Source organism: Microbacterium sp. X-17, from assembly GCF_039615055.1.
Genome location: NZ_JBDHNI010000006.1, coordinates 113,716 through 129,590, shown reverse-complemented (window position 1 = coordinate 129,590; position 15,875 = coordinate 113,716). Strand labels below are relative to the sequence as shown.

Here is a 15,875-nt window from a genome sequence, read left to right as displayed (position 1 = left end):
ACCGCCACCGGCGGCCGGGGTCCGAGGCGCGACACCCGGTCGCCGGTAATTCTGCTGCCCGCACAACGAGACCTGAGAGCTGAGGAGCACCGGCTTGTGGCTGAAATCGTCATCGTCGCCGACAAGGACGCGGCGGGCGAGCTCGCGGCGGAGTCCATCCAGGCGCTGATCGCCGCCAAGCCGGACGCGGTACTGGGCCTGGCGACCGGGTCGACCCCGCTGCCGGTGTACCGGGCACTGGCCCGCCGGGTCGCGGAGGCCGGAACCGACGTCTCGCACGTGCGCGGCTACGCGCTGGACGAGTACGTCGGCCTTCCCGCCGGCCATCCGGAGTCCTACCACTCGGTGATCACCCGGGAGGTCGTGGAGCCGCTGGGCCTCACCCCCTCGCTCATCCACGTCCCGAACGGCGCCCTCGCGACGATCGAGCACGCCGGCGCCGACTACGAGAAGGCGATCGCGGAGTCCGGCGGCGTGGACGTGCAACTGCTCGGCATCGGCACCGACGGTCACATCGGCTTCAACGAGCCCGGGTCCTCGTTCGCGTCGGTCACGCGGGTGAAGACGCTGACCGAGCAGACCCGGCGTGACAACGCCCGTTTCTTCGCCGGCGAGGACGACGTGCCCATGCACTGCATCACGCAGGGCCTCTCGACCATCCTGCGGGCGCGGCACCTGCTGCTGCTGGCGTTCGGCGAGGGCAAGGCGGAGGCGCTGGCCGGTGCGGTGGAAGGGCCGGTGTCGGCCTCCAACCCGGGCTCGGCAATCCAGCTGCACCCCCACGTCACCGTCCTCGTGGACGAGGCCGCGGCCTCCCGGCTGCGCAACATCGACTACTACCGGTACGCCTACGACCACAAACCCGCCTGGCAGACCATCTGATCCTGGATCTCGACGGGTAGCTTGGCGTGTTAACGAGCTCGCAGCCGCACGACCCGGTAGGCCAGCCCGACGGCCAGTACGACGACGCCGGCCAGGACGGCGCCCACGGGCAGCGTCACGACCAGGAGGAGGCAGCCGACGGCTCCTGCCACCGCCAGCGCCCGGGGATAGCGCCGCTGCGCCCGGTCCTGCGTCCAGGCCGACAGGTTCGCGACGAAGTAATAGAGGAGCACCCCGAACGAGGAGAAACCGATCGCGCCGCGGAGGTCGGTCACCGCGACGAGCGCGCAGACCACGAGCCCCAGCGCGAGCTCGGCGCGGTAGGGGACGTGGAAGCGCGGGTGCACCGCGGCGAACCAGCCGGGGAGGTCGCGGTTGCGCGCCATCGCGAGGCTCGTGCGGCCGATGCCCGCGATCATCGCCAGCAGTGCGCCGAGCGCCGCGGCGGCTGCGCCGATCCGGATCACGAGGGCCGGCCAGGCGGCTCCCGTCGTGTCCGCGACCGCGCTCAGCGGGGCCGGCGCCGCCGCGAGTCCCGCCGGGCCGAGGGCGTGCAGGGCGGAGACGGCGACGAGCGCGTACACGACCAGCGCGATCGTGAGGGCGGTCGTGATCGCGCGCGGGATGGTGCGCGCCGGGTCGACGACCTCCTCGCCCATCGTGGCGATCCGGGCGTAGCCGGCGAACGCGAAGAAGAGGAAGCCGGCCGACTGGAGGACGCCGTAGACCGTCGGGGTGACGCCGGGGGCCGCGGCGCTCGCCGCGGTGTGGGTGAAGCCGATCGCCACGGCCACGGTGAGCGCGAGCAGGGCCACCCCGACCAGGATGCGGGTGAGGAGCGCCGTCCGCGTGATCCCGAGCGTGTTGACGAGCGTCAGCACCACGACCGCGAGGATGGCGACGGGCTTCACCCAGGCCGCAGGCACCGCGTAGGTGGCGAACGTGATCGCCATGGCGGCGGAGCTGGCGGTCTTGCCGACCACGAACGACCAGCCGGCGATGAAGCCCGGCCACTCGCCCAGCCGTTCGCGCCCGTAGACGTACGTGCCGCCCGAGGTCGGGTACTGTGCCGCGAGCTGGGCGGAGGAGGTCGCGTTGCAGAAGGCGATGACGCCGGCGACGACCAGGCCGACCAGCAGACCGACGCCGGCGGCCGCGGCGGCGGGGCCGAACGACGCGAAGATCCCGGCGCCGATCATGGAGCCGAGACCGATCATCACGGCGTCGCCGAGCGTGAGCCGCCGGGCGAGCGCGCCCGGCGGCGGGGAGGCGGGCGTGGTCACGGGCGGCAGCCTAGTCGCCACGCGTGAACACAATTAGACAGTCTGGACTGCACAGTTGGGACTGAACAGCTAGACTGTCGATATGCCCGACCCCTCCCCGTCCTCCGTCCGCGCCGCACTCGACCTCCGCGTGGCCTTCGCGCGACTCCGCCGCCGGATGCGCGAGGTGGCGACCGAGCCCGCCGGTCTCAGCGCGCAGCAGTCGTCGGTCCTCGCTCGCATCGGCAAGGGCGAGGGCAGCACGGCATCCCGTCTGGCGGAGCTGGAGGGCGTCCGCCCGCAGTCGATGGCCACCACCATCGCGTCGCTGGAGGAGCTCGGCCTCGTCGTCCGCACGCCCGACCCCACCGATGGCCGGCGGCAGCTCGTCTCGCTGACCGACGCCGGCCGGGAGGCCGAGAGCGGCAACCTGGACGCCCGGCGCGAGTGGCTCGCGCACGCGATGGAGGAGCGGTTGACCGAGGAGGAGCGCCAGACGGTGCTCGCCGCGACCGCGCTGATCGAGAAGCTGGTGCGCGCGTGATCGACCTGATCGCCGCCAAGCCCGGCCCCGCCGACCGGTTCGACCGGCGGCTGCTCGCGCCGATGATGATCGGCGCCGTGCTCAACCCGGTCAACTCGTCGATCATCGCGGTCGCACTCGTGCCCATCGCCACGGCGCTCGGCGCTCCCGCGTCCGAGACGGCGTGGCTGGTGTCCTCCCTCTACCTGGCGACCTCCATCGGGCAGCCGCTCGTCGGTCGCCTGGTGGACATGTTCGGGCCGCGGCGGCTGTCCATCGCCGGCGCGATCCTGACCGGGCTGGCCGGGGTGATCGGCGTGTTCGCGCCGAACATCGCGGTGCTGGTGATCGCGCGCGTCATCCTCGGCTTCGGCACCTGCGCCGGCTACCCGGCGGCCATGTACCTCATCCGCAGCGAGGCGACCCGCACCGGGATGCGCAGCCCGGCGGGCGTGCTGACCGCGCTGTCGGTGACGACCCAGACCATCGCGGTCATCGGGCCGACGCTCGGCGGCCTCCTCATCCAGGTGGGCGGCTGGCGGGCGACGTTCGCCGTGAACATCCCGCTGGCGATCGCGTCGCTGGTGCTCAGCCTGCTCTTCCTCCCGAAGTCGACGGCGCTGGACGCGAGCCGGCCGGCGCGGGGACGGCTCGACTACCTCGGCATCGCGCTGTTCGCGGGCACGTTGGTGAGCCTCCTGCTCTTCCTGATGAACATCCACCTCGCGCAGCTCTGGCTGCTCGCGCTCGCCGCGGTGCTCGGCGCTGCGTTCGCGCTCTGGGAGCTGCGCCGCCCCGACCCGTTCATCGACGTGCGGGTGTTCGCGGGCAACATCCCGCTGCTGGTCACGTACGCGCGCGGCGTGCTCGCGGCGACGGTCTCGTACTGCTACCTCTACGGGTTCACGCAGTGGCTGGAGGGCGGCCGCGGCCTGTCCCCGGCGGCTGCCGGGCTCATCCTGCTGCCGACATTCGGCGTCGGGATCGTGGTCGCGTCGCTGTTCGGGCGCAAGCCGGAGATCCGGTGGAAGCTCATCGTCGGCGCGGCCGGTCAGATCGTGATGGCGCTGCTGCTGCTCCTGGTCGGAGCGGAGGCCGCGGTCTGGTTCCTCGTGCTCATCGCGATCGTCACCGGCATCCCGCAGGGTCTGGTGAACCTCGCCATCCAGAACACGCTCTACCACCAGGCCGACCCCGCCAGGATGGGCGCGACGTCGGGACTGCTGCGCACCTTCATGTACCTGGGCGCGATGCTCGCCTCGGCGGCGACCGGGGCGTTCTACCACACGACGGCGGACACCGGCGGCCTCCACGACCTCGCCTGGTTCATGCTCGGCGCGAGCGCGCTGTTCCTGGTGATCACGCTCGTGGACCGCTCCCTGCGCCGGGTGGATCGGCTCGCGACCGGCGCTGGCGGCGACTGATCGCCTGCCGCCGAGGGGCACGTTGTTGCCCTTAAAGGCGGGTTTTAGGGGCGTTAAGGTGCCCCTCGGCAGTTGATCGCCGCCGCGCCGTAGAATCCTCACGTGTCCGAGGACGTCCCGGTGCTGAGCGAGCCGCTCTTCGACGTGTTCGCGAGCGGGAGCTGGATCTTCCTGCCCGCCGGTCCCGCGCGCGGCGTCGCGACCGAGCTGGACGCCGCGATCCTCGACGAGCAGTTCTCCTGGTGCGAGAACCCGCACCTCGGTGAGGGCTCCGGGCTGCTCGTCCTCACCTCCGCCATGAACGGCTGGATGCTGCTGCACGGCGCCAGCGAGACGGTCGGCTGGGCAGCCGGCCTCCTCAGCGAGCAGCGGGACCTCTACCGGGCGACGATCGACGTGCGGCTGCCGGCGATGAGCTGGAGCTTCCTGGAGCGCGGCGCGCCGACCCGCTCGGTCTCGGTGGAGCTGGGCGACGACGGCGATCTGGTGACCCGGACCTCCGGCCACCCGCTCCCGTTCGAGTCGGACGGCGTCGAGCTGCCCGGCACGGGAACCGGGTACGACGCCTTCTTCTACCCGGTCGCCATCCTCGCCGAGCACGGCGTCACGCTGCAGGACCTGGAGGCCGCCCTCGACCGGCCCAGCGTCACGCTGCGGGTGCGTTGACCCGGTAGCGCAGCATCACCGTCCCGGAGGGGAAGGCGCGCTCCTCCAGGAGTTCGAGGTCGAGCATGAGGTCGGTCGGCAGCGCGGCCGTGCCGCCGCCGACGGACACCGGGACGAGGTAGAGCACGACCTCGTCGACCAGTCCGGCCCGGAAGGCCTCCGCCGCGAGGGTCGGGCCGCCGATCGACACGTCGCCGGGCGCGGCCTCCACCAGCGCGCGGACGGCGGCCGGATCGAACACGGGCTCGACCGTCGTGCGGGGCGTCGTGACACCGGTGAGCGAGGACGAGTACACGATCTTGTCGGCGTCGCGCCAGATGTCCGCGTACTCGCGCATGACCGCCGGCTCGTCGCCGGAGCCGATGTCCTGCCACACGTGCATGGTCTCGAACATTCGCCGGCCGTAGAGGTAGGTGCCGATTCCGCGCTCGCGGGCGTTGACGGCGGCGTGCACCTCCTCGTCGGGTGCGGCCCAGTCGAACGAGCCGGAGGTGTCGACGGTGTACCCGTCGAGGGACGCGAGAGCCGAGAAGACGAGGGACATGCGGCGACTCTAGGCCTCCGGGGCGCCGGAGGACAGGGCCGGCTCAGCGCGGGAGGAGCACGGCCAGCGCCCGCAGCTCGTTCCCGAAGACCAGCGGCACGACCACGTCGAGCGCGAATCCGATCGCGAGAACAAGTGACGCGGCGCCGGCCGCGAGGATGACCAGCGCTGAGAGCAGCCTCAGGTAGGCGTTGTCCGCCACGCCCGCGAGCGTTCCCCGTGCTCGCACCAGACCCCCCTGGTGGTGGCGGTGCTCCAGCGTGGTCATCGTCTCCCCCTCCTCGGCCGGCCCCTCGTCCGGCTGCTGGGTGGCCGTCCGCCGGGCGGACCGGCCACGACATCAAGTCAAGCGGGGGAGGCCGCAGGGGGCATCGGTCGAAGGTCGGGAGGGTGTCATCCCGTGGGATGATCTCCGATCACGGTGCAGCCGTACCCGGTGTCCGGCGCCGGCGGGACGTCGCCGGTCGCCGAGGCGAGGCGTCGGGCGAGCTGCTCGCGGCGGGCCTCCAGGACCGCGATCGCGGCCTCCACCTCGGCGAGGCCGTCGAGGTAGGCGGCGACGGAGGCCGGGCACTCGTCGCTGCGGGCGTGGCCCGAGCCGAGGCAGGCGATGAACGGCGCGGCCTTCCCCGGGGGGATGCCGGTGGCCGCCAGCTCGCGGATCTCCCGGACCGCGCGCAGCTGGGCGTCGTCGTAGTCGCGGTAGCCGTTCGGCAGCCGCTCCGGCGCGACGAGCCCGAGGCGCTCGTAGTAGCGGACGGCCTTCACCGTCACGCCGGCACGGCCGGCCAGTTCGCCGATCTGCATGTTCACCTCGCGGAGCCGGGATGATTCGCTCCGCCGTCAGCGTAAACCCTGACCCCCGGGTCATGGTCGAATCGCGCTACACTATTAGTTAGTGCCCTAACTATTCGGGGTGTCGATGGGAGAGTCGAGATGTCCGGTCGCTTCGCGCAGTGGTACGCGAACTGGAACGCCAAGCTGATCCGCGTGGCCGGTCCCGCGCAGCTCGGCGCCGGGCATCCCGAAGGCCCCGACCTCCGATCGCCGGCCGCACCCTGCCCGATCTGCGGGCACCCGATGACCGAGCACTCCGTGCTGCGGCCCGAGGGTCAGCGCGACGCCAGCCGCCTGGTCTGCCCGATCGCCGCCTGACGCCCGCTCAGGACTCCCGGACGGCCGCCGCGATGATCGTCCGCAGGCTCTCCCGCAGGTTCACGATCTCGTCCACCGGCAGGCCGAGCCGTTCCACGATCCGCGGCGGGATCTTCTCGGCCTCGGCGCGCAGTTCGCGTCCCGCGTGCGTGAGGGTGACCTCCAGCGCGCGCTCGTCGGACGAGCTCCTCCTGCGCTCGACGTAGCCGTTCGCCTCCAGCCGCTTGAGCAGGGGGGAGAGGGTGGCCGGTTCGAGCTGCAGCGCGTCGCTGAGCTCCTTCACCGACCGCGGCTCGCGCTCCCAGAGGGCGAGCATCACCAGGTACTGCGGGTGGGTCAGGTTGAGGGGCTCCAGCACGGGCCGGTACAGCGCGATCACGCTCCGCGCGGCGACGGCGAGGCCGAAGCAGACCTGATTCTCCAGGGCGAGGAGGTCTTCGGACACGTCGGTCATTCTAGGCTCCGGCCCGGCCTTGCTGCCTGATCACTCGGTCCGGCCGATCACTCGGCCCGGGAGAACTCGGACGCCCGTGTCACCTGGTCCGGGGTGAGCGCGACGCCGGTGTACCGCTCGAACTGGCGTGCCGCCTGCAGCGCGATGACCTCCGCGCCGGTGATCAGCCGTTTGCCGGCCGCCCGCCCTGCCGCGATGAGCGGCGTCTCGGACGGGAACGCGACGACGTCGAAGACGACGGACGAGCGCTCCACGAACGCGTCGCCGAACGACAGCGCGGACTCGTCGGCTCCGCGCATCCCGAGCGGGGTGACGTTCACGATCACGTCGAAGTCCGGCTCGGGCTCGCTCGCCGTCCAGGTGTACCCGTACTTCTCGGCCAACGCGGTGCCGGCCTCCTCGTTGCGGGCCAGGACGGTCAGGTCGCCGAAACCGGCGCCGCGGAACGCCGCGACGACCGCCTTGGCCATGCCGCCCGACCCGCGCACGACGACGCGCGACGCGGGATCGACCGCGTGCTCGGCGAGGAGCTGGGCCACCGCCTCGTAGTCGGTGTTGGAGGCGGTGAGCAGCCCGTCCTCGTTGACGACGGTGTTGACCGACTCGATCGCCAGCGCCGACGGCTCCAGGTTGTCGACCAGCGGGATGATGGCCTCCTTGAACGGCATCGACACCGAGCAGCCGCGGAAGCCGAGCGCGCGGATGCCGCGGACGGCGCCCTCCAGGTCGTCGGTGGTGAACGCCTTGTAGACGAAGTTCAGTCCGAGCTCGTCGTACAGGAAGTTGTGGAACCGGGTGCCGATGTTGCTGGGGCGGCCGGACAGCGAGATGCAGACCTGCATGTCCTTGTTCAGGATGGGCATGCGTCCATTGTGGCAGGGCGCATGAACGCCTTCGCAGCCGCCCCTATCCAACCGTTACGTTCACAACTTGACTACATCTCAGACTTCATTCACTCTTATCGCATGACCGCCACTCAGGGTCTTCCCCCGCGTGGCGCACGCAATCCCGGGTCGCAAGGCGCGCTGAGGCACTTGAACCAGGAGCGGCTCGTCGAGTTCCTCCTGACCAACGGACCATCCACCCAGGCTGAGCTGGCGCGCGGGACGGGACTCTCCACCGCCACCGTGTCCAACATCGTCCGCGACATGGCGGCGAAGGGTGTCGTGGAGACCTCGCCGGTGACCTCGAGCGGCCGCCGCGCGCTGCTCGTCCAGCTCACCGACACCGGGGACATCGCGGTCGGCGTGGACTTCGGCCGCCGGCACGCGCGCATCGTGCTCTCGACCCTCGGCTACGAGGTGATCGCGGAGGAGGCGATGGCGCTCCCGCTCGGCTACGACGTGTCCGGCGCGGTGCAGCAGGCGGCCGAGCTCCTCGACCGGATGCTGGCGGACGGCGGGCACGACCGGCAGGCCGTCCTGGCGGTCGGGATCGGCATCCCGGGTCCCATCGACCGGCGCACCGGCACCGTGCTGCAGGGCGCCATCCTCCCGGAATGGGTGGGCGTGCGGCTGCGCGACCTGGAGGACGCGTTCCGGTTCCCGGTGGTCGTGGACAACGACGCCAACCTCGGCGCGCTCGCGGAGGTGACCTGGGGCGCCAACCGGGGAGTGCGCAACCTGATCTTCGTGAAGATCGGCACCGGCATCGGCGCCGGGCTGATCCTCAACGGCCTGCCGTACTACGGATCCCTCGGGATCACGGGCGAGCTCGGCCACACACCGGTCACCGAGCAGGGCGTGATCTGCCGCTGCGGCAACCGCGGCTGCCTGGAGACGATCGCCTCCACGAGCGTGATGATCGAGACGCTCGGGCACGGCGTCAACGCGCCGGTGAGCACGGCGGACATCCTGCGGCGCGGACGCGAGCGCGACCCGGCCGTGCTGCGGGTCGTGAGCGACGCCGGAACGGCGATCGGCCAGGCCATCGGCAACATCGCGAACGTCATCAACCCGGAGCTGGTGCTCATCGGCGGCCCTCTGGTCGGGCTCGGGGACGCGCTCCTGGAGCCGATCCGGCGGGGCATCCAGCACAACGCCATCCCGGTCATCGCCGAGACGACGGTCGTGCGGATCTCGTCGCTCGGCGACCGCGCCGAATCGCTCGGCGCCGCAGCCCTGGTCATCCAGGGCGCCCTCGACGGCAACGAATAGGCGCCGTATCCCGTGCACGGGATACCGTTATGCATCCGTTGTCTTTACTATTTGACGCCAAGACTGAACTTAGCGTTTACTACTTAGGCACAACCCGCACCCGAACAGCACACCAAGGAGCGACGATGCCGTCGAACGCAGTCATCCTGCAGATGCGCGCCATCACCAAGGAATTCCCGGGAGTGAAGGCGCTCGAGGATGTCTCCCTCACCGTCCACGCCAACGAGATCCACGCCATCTGCGGAGAGAACGGCGCGGGCAAGTCCACGCTGATGAAGGTCCTCTCGGGCGTGTACCCGTTCGGGACTTATACGGGCGACATCGTCTACCAGGGCGAGGTCATGCGCTTCAAGGACATCAAGTCCTCCGAGCAGCGCGGCATCGTCATCATCCACCAGGAGCTCGCGCTGATCCCCGAACTCTCGATCACCGAGAACATCTTCCTCGGCAACGAGCCGGGACGCGGCGGCGTCATCGACTGGAGCCAGGCCAAGCGCCGCGCCGTCGAGCTGCTCGCCCGCGTCGGTCTGAACGACGACCCGGACACCCAGATCAAGAACATCGGCGTCGGCAAGCAGCAGCTCGTTGAGATTGCCAAGGCACTCAACAAGGACGTCAAGCTCCTCATCCTCGACGAGCCGACCGCCGCGCTCAACGAGGCCGAGTCCGCCCACCTGCTCGACCTGATCGTCGGTCTCAAGCACAAGGGCGTCAGCTCCATCATCATCAGCCACAAGCTCAACGAGATCGAGAAGGTCGCCGACCAGATCACGATCATCCGCGACGGCCGCGCGATCGAGACCCTCGACGTGAAGGGCGACGGCGTGGACGAGGACCGCATCATCCGCGGGATGGTCGGCCGCACGCTGGAGAGCCGCTTCCCCGACCGCACGCCGGACATCGGCGAGGTCCTCTTCGAGGTGCGCGACTGGGTCGTGCAGCACCCGCAGGTCGCGGACCGGCTCGTGGTGAAGAACTCCAGCTTCACCGTCCGCCGCGGTGAGATCGTCGGCTTCGCCGGCCTCATGGGCGCCGGCCGCACCGAGCTCGCGATGAGCGTCTTCGGCCGCTCGTACGGCACCTTCGTCTCCGGCGAGATCTACAAGGACGGCAAGCAGATCCAGGTCCGCAACGTCTCCGAGGCCATCGACAACGGCCTCGCGTACGTGAGCGAGGACCGCAAGGTGCTCGGCCTCAACCTCCTGGACGACATCAAGCAGTCGATCGTCGCCGCCAAGCTGAAGAAGATCGCCAAGCGCGGCGTCGTGAACGACCAGCAGGAGTACGCGGTCGCGGACGAGTACCGCAAGAGCCTCCGGATCAAGACCCCGGACGTGGACCGCGGTGTCGCCACCCTGTCGGGCGGAAACCAGCAGAAGGTCGTCCTGGCCAAGTGGATGTTCACCGACCCGGACATCCTCATCCTCGACGAGCCCACCCGCGGCATCGACGTCGGCGCCAAGTACGAGATCTACGGCATCATCCAGGCGCTCGCGGCTCAGGGGAAAGGCGTCATCGTCATCTCCTCCGAGCTGCCCGAGCTGCTCGGCATCTCGGACCGCATCTACACGATCTTCGAGGGGCAGATCACCAACGAGCTCCCCATCAGCGAAGCCACCCCCGAAACGCTCCTGAAGAGCATGACCTCCGCCAAGAAGAAGGCCACCCGATAATGACGACTCAGATCGAAGAGAAGAAGAAGTCCGGCGGCATCCGCGACCTCGGCAAGATGTTCGGCGGCGGCCAGTCCACCGGTCGCCAGTTCGGCATCCTGGGCGCGCTCGTCGTCATCGTCCTGCTGTTCGAGCTGCTCACCGGCGGCAAGACCCTCGACCCGGTCAACCTGATCAACCTGGTCAACCAGAACGCGTACGTGCTGGTGCTGGCCATCGGCATGGTCATGGTGATCATCGCCGGCCACATCGACCTGTCGGTCGGATCGGTCGCCGCGGTCGTCGGCATCATCGTCGCCCAGGCGATGACGCAGTGGAACCTCCCCTGGCCGCTGGCCATCGTGCTCGGCCTCGCGGTCGGCGCGGTGATCGGCGCCTGGCAGGGCTGGTGGGTCGCCTACGTCGGCGTCCCGGCGTTCATCGTGACGCTCGCGGGCATGCTGATCTTCCGCGGCCTCAACCAGCTCATCGGAAACGCCAACACCATCCCGGTGCCGGACGGCTTCACCTTCATCGGCGGCGGCTTCCTCCCCGAGTGGGGCCCGAACACCGGCTACAACAACTCGACCCTCCTGCTCGGCATCATCATCGCCGTGGTCATCGCGCTGCTGGAGGTCCGCACCCGCCGCAGCCAGACGAAGATGGGCTCCGACAAGGCGCCGCTGTGGGTGAGCGTCTTCAAGGTCGTCGTGCTCGACGCCGTCGTGATCTACTTCACGTTCCTGTTCGCGGGAGGCCGCGTCGGCACCTCGTTCCCGGTCTCGGGCATCATCCTCGGCGTCCTGATCATCCTGTACTCGTTCATCACCCGGAACACGATCTTCGGCCGCCACATCTACGCGGTCGGCGGCAACTCGCACGCCGCCGAGCTGTCGGGCGTCAAGATCAAGCGCGTCAACTTCTACGTGATGATGAACATGTCGGTGCTCGCGGCGCTGGCCGGCATGATCGCCGTCGCCCGCTCGGTCTCCTCCGGCCCGCAGGACGGACTCGGCTGGGAGCTCGACGCGATCGCCGCCGTCTTCATCGGTGGCGCCGCGGTCTCCGGCGGCATCGGCACCGTGGCCGGCTCGATCGTCGGTGGTCTCGTCATCGCCGTCCTCAACAACGGCCTCCAGCTCCTCGGCGTGACCAGCGACTGGGTGCAGATCATCAAGGGCCTCGTCCTCCTGATCGCCGTCGGCATCGACGTCTACTCGCACCGCCGCGGCGGCCCCTCGCTGATCGGGCGCCTGCTCGGCGGCCGTGGGCGCCGGGAGTCCGCGGTCGACGCGGCCGGCGCCGAGCAGCCCGCCGTGCTGCCGACCTCGGACCCCGCCGAGGAGTCCTCGCGGTCGCTCACCTCCTGACCTGCACCTCCCTTCCCGAACCCTGCACCATCACATCCAGAGAAAGAGATAAGAATGCGCAAGATCGCACTCGCGACCGTGGCTGTCGCCGCTGCCGCCGCGCTGGCCCTGTCGGGCTGCTCGAGCCGCGACGGCTCCGGCACCGCGTCGACCGCGTCCGGCTTCGCCAAGGACGCCTCCATCGGCGTCGCCCTCCCGACCAAGACGTCGGAGAACTGGGTTCTCGCCGGTGGCCTGTTCACCGACGGCCTCAAGGCAGCCGGCTTCAAGGGCGACGTGCAGTACGCCGGCGGCTCGGGCGTCTCCGACCAGCAGTCGCAGATCCAGTCGATGATCACCAACGGCGCCAAGGTCGTCATCATCGGCGCCGTCGACGGCGGCCAGCTCGCCGCGCAGGCCAAGGCCGCGCACGACGCCGGCGCGACCGTCATCGCCTACGACCGCCTCATCCTCAACACCAAGGACGTCGACTACTACGTCGCGTACGACAACGAGAAGGTCGGCGAGCTGCAGGGCCAGGCCCTCCTCGACGGCATGAAGGCCAAGTACCCGGGCAAGACCAAGTTCAACATCGAGCTGTTCTCGGGCTCGCCCGACGACGCCAACTCGAAGGTGTTCTTCGACGGCGCCATGAAGATCCTGCAGCCGAAGATCGACGACGGCACGCTGAAGGTCGTCTCGGGCGAGACCGACATCAAGCAGACCGCCACCCAGGGCTGGCTGCCGGCGAACGCGCAGACCCGCATGGACACCCTGCTCGCGAAGAGCTACGGCTCGACCGAGCTCGACGGCGTCCTGTCGCCGAACGACACCCTGGCCCGCGCCATCATCACCTCGGTGAAGGGTGCAGGCAAGGCGGTGCCGATCGTCACCGGTCAGGACTCGGAGGCCGAGTCGGTCAAGTCGATCATGGCGGGCGAGCAGTACTCGACCATCAACAAGGACACCCGCAACCTGGTCAAGCAGGCCATCCAGATGGTCAAGGACCTGCAGGCGGGCAAGAAGCCGGAGACGAACGACGACAAGTCGTACAACAACGGCGTCAAGGTCGTCCCGGCCTACCTCCTCAAGCCGGTCATCGTCACCAAGGCGAACGCGGCGGAGGCCTACGCCAACGACCCGACCCTGGAGCCGCTGACCAAGTAGTCGGCGCCCCTCCCGGGCAGCTGTAGTCAGAGCACCAGGTTGGCGGCCCCCCGCCGGGGCTGTTTTCGCCCGCGCAGAAGGCCGGTCCCGCTTCGGGACCGGCCTTCTGTGTCCCCCCTGGACAGTTCCCCCGGGATTTCCCCCTCTGGCGGCCTTGAACTCACGCTAGGGCGCGTGCGGGGTCACGGCATCAGGGCCACCACGGATATCCGCACCCGTGGTGACCCTGATCGCGAGTGGGGGTTCCGCGGTCGGAAGGGGGGTCACAGGGTGGCGAGGACCTCCCCGATCCGCGTCACGTAGTCGTCGATGAGCGTGACCGCGGCACGCCCGTCGCGCCGTGCGGTGGCCACGCGCAGATCGCGCGCGAAGCGCTCGACGGCGAGCGGGTCGAGGTGGCCGTGGAGCTTGCGGCCGAGCCGCCGGACCTGCGGAAGCACGTTGCCGAGGGCGCGGATGCGGACCTCGTTCTCCTCGATCCGCGCGAACGCGATGACGAGGTGCGCGAAGACGGTGACGAACCGATGGGTGTCGTTGTTCGCCGCCGTCGCGACGAGCTCGGCCTGGATGTCGCCGATCAGCTCGTCGTCGTCGGCGTCCCAGAGCGAGAGCCCGCGCAACGCCGCGCCGGCCCACAGGTCTCCGGCGACCTGCACGGATTCGAGGACGCCGCGGATGTCGAACTGGGCCACGCGCGTGAAGCGGTTGCGTTCCATCTCGACGAGGCCCTGCTCGGCGAGCCGGTCGAGCGCGTGGCGGATGGGGGTGCGCGAGATCCCCAGCCACTCGACGAGGTCGGCGTCGCGGAGGCGTTCACCGGGTTCGAGGGTGCCGTCCATGATGGCGGCTTCGATGCGCACGTAGGCCTCTTCGGAGAGGGAGATGCGGGCGACGTGATCGGTGGGCATTGGCATGGTCGGGTGCTCCTGGGTCGGGGTGAGTGGAACGAACAGTTTGCTCTGGTCAGATGCCTACTGGTAATCTATAAATATACCAGAGCAAAACTGAGTTCACGAAACGAGTTCCCCCATGACCCTCGAAGAACTCCGCCAGCGCTTCCCCTCGCTCGCGGCTGACCGGCGCCTCCTCCGAAACGATGTCTACGCTGTACTCCTCGCCGGCATCATCGCCGGAGACCTCGCACCAGGTGAGCGCCTCAAAGACGGAGAGCTCACCGACGCGCTCCGCGTCTCCCGCACCCCGGTGCGCGAGGCGATCGGCAAGCTGCAGCAGGTCGGGCTGATCCGCACGGCACCCAACCGCTACACCCTCGTGTCGCCTCTCGAACTCCGCGAGATCGTCGACGTCGTCGGCGTGCTGCGGCTCCTGATGCCCCCGGCGATCCGCCACGTGATCCAGGGCGTCGACGTGGACACCGAGCTGGAACTGACGGTGGTGGCCGAGCGATTGGAGCGCGAGTCCGACGGAGCGGGCGACGCCTCGCCGATCGACGCGTTCCAGCGCTCGACCGCGGCCATCCTGGCCGTGATCCCCGACCGTGTGCTCGCCGAGACGATCGAGAACCTCATCCCGCGCTTCGTGCGCTTCGTGACGCTGTCGGACGAGGGTGCGGCGGCCGTCTCGCGGGAGCGCGTCCTCGACTTCGTGCGGTCGGTGGTCCTGGGCGACGAGCGGGCGGTGGCCGTCCTGGACGGGATGCTGCTCGAGCTCTCCGAGGCGCTCAGTCCGCGCGTCGGCGGAGCCGGCTGAGCACGGCCGCCGGGAACACCAGCAGTAGGAGCGCGAGCACCAGCAGGATGCCGGCGCCCGCGACGATCGCGGCGGTGGGGCCCAGCGTCACGTCGAAGACGAAGAACACCACGCCGGACGTCAGCAGGGCCACCAGGGCCAGGTTGATCTTCAGCAGCCGGTTGGCGATGGCGACGGACTGCGCCTTCTCGTGGTGCCGGAAGAGCTGGCGGTGCAGCGCGACCGGCGCGAGCCCGAGCGCGGTGCTCCCGGCGGCGAACACGACGAGGACCAGGTAGAAGCCGACCTGGAACCCGTCCAGCGTGCCGAAGCGCGCCTGGAACGCGATCGCGAGCAGGAAGCCGCTGATGAGCTGGGTGCCCGTCTGAGTCACCCGGAGTTCCTGCAGGATCTCGTTCCAGTTGCGGTCGGCGCGCTGGGTGGCGGACTCCGGGCGTCCGTCCTCCGGGTCGATGTCGTCCCGATCCGGGTTCTGGGTCATCGCTCCATCGTCGTCCGGGGAGGGGACCCACGCAACGGGTGGACTCCCTGGGCCGCCAGTGCCGCGCGGTAGAACCGGACGAGCTCGGCGGCGCTGGGCCGCTTCGACGCCATCGTCGCGGCGTCCGACCTGCGGGCGGCCATGTGGTGCCGCCACGACTCGGCGGCGCAGCGGTGGTCCCAGGCGACCGCCGCCGCGGCCTCCAGCGTGCGGCACCAGCCGATCAGCTCCCGGCCCTCCGAGGCCGGCGCCCAGGTGACCACGCGGAACCAGACGTCGGGCCGGTTCAGGTCGCCGAACGCGAACCGCCGGACGACCGCGTACGGCGTCCCGAGGGCGCCCTGGCTCAGCACCCATTCCGAGGGCTGCGCGTTCGCCACGGGATGCCAGGATACGGTCACGTCAGAACGTTAGAGACGGCCGCCGACACCGGCCCAGGGGCGCCGCGCG

The 15,875-nt window shown here is 70.0% G+C and carries 19 protein-coding genes; 10 read left to right on the top strand and 9 right to left on the bottom strand.

Features of this window, described 5'->3' with window-relative positions; genetic code table 11:
* The first annotated feature begins 96 nt into the window (after positions 1-96).
* On the top strand, positions 97-882 hold the full coding sequence (locus tag ABCS02_RS26650) for a glucosamine-6-phosphate deaminase (protein WP_345838734.1): 786 nt from the start codon (positions 97-99) through the stop codon (positions 880-882).
* A gap of 29 nt (positions 883-911) precedes the next feature.
* Here the strand turns inward: ABCS02_RS26650 and ABCS02_RS26645 are convergent, their stop codons facing one another.
* Positions 912-2,099: an APC family permease gene (locus ABCS02_RS26645; protein WP_345839170.1), complete on the bottom strand. Its 1,188-nt coding sequence runs from the start codon at positions 2,097-2,099 to the stop codon at positions 912-914.
* 148 nt (positions 2,100-2,247) lie between these two features.
* On the opposite strand from ABCS02_RS26645, the gene ABCS02_RS26640 reads away from it, so the two are divergent.
* The 3 genes from ABCS02_RS26640 to ABCS02_RS26630 all read left to right on the top strand — a co-directional run bounded on the left by ABCS02_RS26640 (position 2,248) and on the right by ABCS02_RS26630 (position 4,757).
* Entirely contained in the window at positions 2,248-2,688 is a 441-nt protein-coding gene (locus tag ABCS02_RS26640; protein ID WP_345838733.1) for a MarR family winged helix-turn-helix transcriptional regulator, read from the top strand.
* Positions 2,685-4,091 carry an MFS transporter gene (locus ABCS02_RS26635; RefSeq protein WP_345838732.1) on the top strand — a complete coding sequence of 469 codons (1,407 nt, stop codon included), beginning with the start codon at positions 2,685-2,687 and terminating at the stop codon, positions 4,089-4,091. The genes ABCS02_RS26640 and ABCS02_RS26635 overlap by 4 nt, the downstream gene beginning before the upstream one ends.
* A 102-nt stretch (positions 4,092-4,193) precedes the next feature.
* Positions 4,194-4,757, top strand: coding sequence for a hypothetical protein (locus tag ABCS02_RS26630; protein ID WP_345838731.1), 564 nt, complete (start codon positions 4,194-4,196; stop codon positions 4,755-4,757).
* Here the strand turns inward: ABCS02_RS26630 and ABCS02_RS26625 are convergent.
* From ABCS02_RS26625 to ABCS02_RS26615, 3 genes are all read right to left on the bottom strand, one after another.
* On the bottom strand, positions 4,738-5,301 hold the full coding sequence (locus ABCS02_RS26625; protein WP_345838730.1) for a dihydrofolate reductase family protein: 564 nt from the start codon (positions 5,299-5,301) through the stop codon (positions 4,738-4,740). The genes ABCS02_RS26630 and ABCS02_RS26625 overlap by 20 nt on opposite strands.
* Before the next feature lie 43 nt (positions 5,302-5,344).
* Complete coding sequence (locus ABCS02_RS26620; RefSeq protein WP_345838729.1) at positions 5,345-5,569, bottom strand: hypothetical protein; 225 nt, start codon at positions 5,567-5,569, stop codon at positions 5,345-5,347.
* Positions 5,570-5,694: 125 nt separating this feature from the next.
* Positions 5,695-6,108: a MerR family transcriptional regulator gene (locus ABCS02_RS26615; protein WP_345839169.1), complete on the bottom strand. Its 414-nt coding sequence runs from the start codon at positions 6,106-6,108 to the stop codon at positions 5,695-5,697.
* A gap of 129 nt (positions 6,109-6,237) precedes the next feature.
* On the opposite strand from ABCS02_RS26615, the gene ABCS02_RS26610 reads away from it, so the two are divergent.
* Positions 6,238-6,456, top strand: coding sequence for a hypothetical protein (locus tag ABCS02_RS26610; protein WP_345838728.1), 219 nt, complete (start codon positions 6,238-6,240; stop codon positions 6,454-6,456).
* Between the two features lie 7 nt (positions 6,457-6,463).
* Here ABCS02_RS26610 and ABCS02_RS26605 read toward each other — a convergent pair whose 3' ends face one another.
* On the bottom strand, positions 6,464-6,910 hold the full coding sequence (locus ABCS02_RS26605; RefSeq protein ID WP_345838727.1) for a MarR family transcriptional regulator: 447 nt from the start codon (positions 6,908-6,910) through the stop codon (positions 6,464-6,466).
* Positions 6,911-6,957: 47 nt separating this feature from the next.
* Positions 6,958-7,773, bottom strand: coding sequence for a shikimate 5-dehydrogenase (locus tag ABCS02_RS26600; RefSeq protein ID WP_345838726.1), 816 nt, complete (start codon positions 7,771-7,773; stop codon positions 6,958-6,960).
* A 102-nt stretch (positions 7,774-7,875) separates the two neighbouring features.
* Here ABCS02_RS26600 and ABCS02_RS26595 point away from each other — a divergent pair, with 102 nt between their 5' ends.
* The 4 genes from ABCS02_RS26595 to ABCS02_RS26580 all read left to right on the top strand — a co-directional run bounded on the left by ABCS02_RS26595 (position 7,876) and on the right by ABCS02_RS26580 (position 13,234).
* The gene (locus ABCS02_RS26595) at positions 7,876-9,066 is read left to right on the top strand and encodes an ROK family transcriptional regulator (RefSeq protein ID WP_345838725.1); all 1,191 of its coding nucleotides are present in this window, start codon (positions 7,876-7,878) and stop codon (positions 9,064-9,066) included.
* A gap of 125 nt (positions 9,067-9,191) precedes the next feature.
* The gene (gene mmsA, locus ABCS02_RS26590; protein ID WP_345838724.1) at positions 9,192-10,739 is read left to right on the top strand and encodes a multiple monosaccharide ABC transporter ATP-binding protein; all 1,548 of its coding nucleotides are present in this window, start codon (positions 9,192-9,194) and stop codon (positions 10,737-10,739) included.
* Positions 10,739-12,088 (top strand): multiple monosaccharide ABC transporter permease, encoded by a 1,350-nt coding sequence (mmsB, locus tag ABCS02_RS26585; RefSeq protein ID WP_345838723.1) that lies wholly within the window; start codon positions 10,739-10,741, stop codon positions 12,086-12,088. Before mmsA ends, mmsB begins: the two co-directional genes overlap by 1 nt.
* 54 nt (positions 12,089-12,142) lie before the next feature.
* Complete coding sequence (locus ABCS02_RS26580; protein WP_345838722.1) at positions 12,143-13,234, top strand: sugar-binding protein; 1,092 nt, start codon at positions 12,143-12,145, stop codon at positions 13,232-13,234.
* A gap of 263 nt (positions 13,235-13,497) precedes the next feature.
* Here ABCS02_RS26580 and ABCS02_RS26575 read toward each other — a convergent pair whose 3' ends face one another.
* Entirely contained in the window at positions 13,498-14,148 is a 651-nt protein-coding gene (locus ABCS02_RS26575; protein ID WP_345838721.1) for a GntR family transcriptional regulator, read from the bottom strand.
* Positions 14,149-14,263: 115 nt separating this feature from the next.
* Between ABCS02_RS26575 and ABCS02_RS26570 the strand changes: the two genes are divergently transcribed.
* Positions 14,264-14,944 (top strand): GntR family transcriptional regulator, encoded by a 681-nt coding sequence (locus ABCS02_RS26570; RefSeq protein ID WP_345838720.1) that lies wholly within the window; start codon positions 14,264-14,266, stop codon positions 14,942-14,944.
* Here the strand turns inward: ABCS02_RS26570 and ABCS02_RS26565 are convergent.
* Positions 14,916-15,425, bottom strand: coding sequence for a DUF6328 family protein (locus tag ABCS02_RS26565; protein ID WP_345838719.1), 510 nt, complete (start codon positions 15,423-15,425; stop codon positions 14,916-14,918). The two genes, ABCS02_RS26570 and ABCS02_RS26565, sit on opposite strands and share 29 nt — an antisense overlap.
* A complete protein-coding gene (locus ABCS02_RS26560) occupies positions 15,422-15,826 on the bottom strand; it encodes a hypothetical protein (protein WP_345838718.1) in 405 nt (134 codons plus the stop codon). Before ABCS02_RS26560 ends, ABCS02_RS26565 begins: the two co-directional genes overlap by 4 nt.
* Between the last annotated feature and the right edge of the window lie 49 nt (positions 15,827-15,875).

Coding starts and splice junctions, on each gene's coding strand:
- ABCS02_RS26580 (WP_345838722.1), top strand. CDS start 12,143: ATGCGCAAGATCGCACTCGCGACCGTGGCTGTCGCCGCTGCCGCCGCG.
- ABCS02_RS26645 (WP_345839170.1), bottom strand. CDS start 2,099: ATGATCGGTCTCGGCTCCATGATCGGCGCCGGGATCTTCGCGTCGTTC.
- mmsB (WP_345838723.1), top strand. CDS start 10,739: ATGACGACTCAGATCGAAGAGAAGAAGAAGTCCGGCGGCATCCGCGAC.
- mmsA (WP_345838724.1), top strand. CDS start 9,192: ATGCCGTCGAACGCAGTCATCCTGCAGATGCGCGCCATCACCAAGGAA.
- ABCS02_RS26615 (WP_345839169.1), bottom strand. CDS start 6,108: ATGCAGATCGGCGAACTGGCCGGCCGTGCCGGCGTGACGGTGAAGGCC.
- ABCS02_RS26640 (WP_345838733.1), top strand. CDS start 2,248: ATGCCCGACCCCTCCCCGTCCTCCGTCCGCGCCGCACTCGACCTCCGC.
- ABCS02_RS26610 (WP_345838728.1), top strand. CDS start 6,238: ATGTCCGGTCGCTTCGCGCAGTGGTACGCGAACTGGAACGCCAAGCTG.
- ABCS02_RS26570 (WP_345838720.1), top strand. CDS start 14,264: ATGACCCTCGAAGAACTCCGCCAGCGCTTCCCCTCGCTCGCGGCTGAC.
- ABCS02_RS26565 (WP_345838719.1), bottom strand. CDS start 15,425: ATGACCCAGAACCCGGATCGGGACGACATCGACCCGGAGGACGGACGC.
- ABCS02_RS26595 (WP_345838725.1), top strand. CDS start 7,876: ATGACCGCCACTCAGGGTCTTCCCCCGCGTGGCGCACGCAATCCCGGG.
- ABCS02_RS26620 (WP_345838729.1), bottom strand. CDS start 5,569: ATGACCACGCTGGAGCACCGCCACCACCAGGGGGGTCTGGTGCGAGCA.
- ABCS02_RS26600 (WP_345838726.1), bottom strand. CDS start 7,773: ATGCCCATCCTGAACAAGGACATGCAGGTCTGCATCTCGCTGTCCGGC.
- ABCS02_RS26605 (WP_345838727.1), bottom strand. CDS start 6,910: ATGACCGACGTGTCCGAAGACCTCCTCGCCCTGGAGAATCAGGTCTGC.
- ABCS02_RS26575 (WP_345838721.1), bottom strand. CDS start 14,148: ATGCCAATGCCCACCGATCACGTCGCCCGCATCTCCCTCTCCGAAGAG.
- ABCS02_RS26625 (WP_345838730.1), bottom strand. CDS start 5,301: ATGTCCCTCGTCTTCTCGGCTCTCGCGTCCCTCGACGGGTACACCGTC.